The 1,902-nt window shown below is 70.3% G+C and carries 2 protein-coding genes; one reads left to right on the forward strand and one right to left on the reverse strand.

The features are described from left to right. The first annotated feature begins 2 nt into the window (after nt 1-2). On the forward strand, nt 3-746 hold the full coding sequence (locus ACFC1F_RS43245; protein ID WP_376167297.1) for an SDR family NAD(P)-dependent oxidoreductase: 744 nt from the start codon (nt 3-5) through the stop codon (nt 744-746). A 408-nt stretch (nt 747-1,154) separates the two neighbouring features. On the opposite strand, the gene ACFC1F_RS43250 is transcribed toward ACFC1F_RS43245, so the two are convergent. Then, on the reverse strand, nt 1,155-1,742 hold the full coding sequence (locus ACFC1F_RS43250; RefSeq protein ID WP_376167299.1) for a response regulator transcription factor: 588 nt from the start codon (nt 1,740-1,742) through the stop codon (nt 1,155-1,157). Nucleotides 1,743-1,902: the final 160 nt, after the last annotated feature.

The raw sequence follows: 1,902 nt of genomic DNA on the forward strand, positions 1-1,902 counted from the left end.
ACGTGGCTCTTGTCGTCGGGGGGACCTCGGGGCTGGGGCTGGCCACCGCCCGGCGGTTGTTGGAGGGCGGTTGCCGGGTGGTGGTGATGGGGCGTGAGCCCGAGCGGGCGGCGAAGGCCGGTGCCGAGCTGGGTGGGGTGCCGGTGGTGGTCGGAGATGTCGCCGACGAGGCGGACGTGCGGACGGCGGTGGAGACCGCGGCTCGTCTGGGCCGACTGGGAGTGGCCGTGAACTGTGCGGGCACCGCGCGGATGGGCAGGGTGCTGGGGCGTTCGGGGGTGCTGCCGCTGGCGGAGTTCGCCGAGGTGGTGCACGCGAACCTGACCGGGACCTTCAACCTGGTGCGGCTGGCCGCGGAGGAGATGGCCCGCAACGAGGTCCGGGACGGGGACCGTGGTGTGATCGTCTGTACCGCCTCGGTCGCCGCCTTTGACGGGCAGGAGGGTCAGGCGGCCTATGCCGCCTCGAAGGCGGGGGTCGTGGGGATGACCCTGCCGTTGGCCCGGGACCTGGCCCGGCGCGCGATCCGGGTGGTGACCGTGGCGCCCGGTCCCTTCGAGACGCCGATGCTGGCCGGCGCGTCGGCGGACGTCCGCGAGGCGCTGCTGCGCGGGACGGTCCACCCGGGCCGGCTCGGCGAGCCCGCCGACTTCGCCGCGCTGGTGGCCCACATCGTCGACAACCCGATGCTCAACGGCGAGACGATCCGCCTGGACGGGGCGATGCGCCTGGGACTGCTGCGCTGAACCTCTCTCCGCCCGTCCCGGCCGGCTACCACCGTGCCGGGGGTCGGCCCCGCCCGCCCGCCTGTTCGGTGGGGAATTGCGGCGGGGCGGGCGGGACTACGGGTTCGGGAGAATTCCCCGGAGCCGCTTCAGACTCCTGAGTCACTTATTTCCCCGGAGTGTTCCCGGGAGGTTCCACCGTGGGCTGGAAAAGCCCCCGCGGGACTTCTCCGTGTGTATTTCTTGGGAGCGGCCCCGGGATTTTTACCGGGATGTTTCCGGAGGCTTCCCCGGGGATTTCCTGGAGCGTTCCCCGGGGAAGTCGTGCCTGCCGCCGTTATCCGGCTGTGGCCGGCCGTGGCCGGGGCTGTCCGGCCCGCATGCCGGCCGGCCTTTCGGTTCGTCTTGCGGTGGTGCCCGGGGTGCGGGTCAGATCCAGTGGGAGTCCCGGGCGATCCGCAGGGCGTCGATCCGGTTGCGGGCGCCGAGCTTGGCGACCATGGACGACAGGTAGTTGCGGACGGTGCCCTCGGACAGGTGCAGCCGTGCCGCGATCTCGGCGACGGTGTCGCCGCGGGAGACGTGTTCGAGGACGGAGAACTCCCGCAGGGTCAGCGGGCAGTCCCCGTTGACCAGGGCGGCGACCGTCAGCTCCGCGTCGAAGACCCGTTCGCCCTGGTGGACGCGGTGGATGGCCTCGAAGAACTTGCGCGGGGGCACTCTTCGCTCGACCATGCCGCCGATCCCGGCGGCGAAGGCCTGACGGACGACGGAACGGGTGAACGCCGTGGCGAGGAGCATGCTCCGGCACCCGGGCAGGCAGGCGACCTTCTCGGCGGTCCCGATCGCGTCCCGGTCCGCGCCCTCGAAACTGATGATCACCACATCCGGGCGCTGTGACTCGGCGGCCTCCAGCGCGCCGATATTGCTGTCGGCCGAGCCGATAACGCGGATCTCCTCCTCCTGTTCGAGCAGCGCGGTGAGCGCGAAACGGGACAGATGCAGATCATCGGACACCAGCACATCGATTCCCACTCGATCCCCCAAGATAGTTCCTCGACTGCCCTACCGGGCCACAATGACGCACAACTCGCGCGCCCGATAATCGCATACCTGTGCAAAATTCTGAAGCTTGATCTTCAGCATGTGCCGACCCGGACGCAAAGGCGGCAGGTCC

The sequence above is a fragment of the Kitasatospora sp. NPDC056181 genome, assembly GCF_042266225.1.
Lineage (GTDB): Bacteria > Actinomycetota > Actinomycetes > Streptomycetales > Streptomycetaceae > Kitasatospora.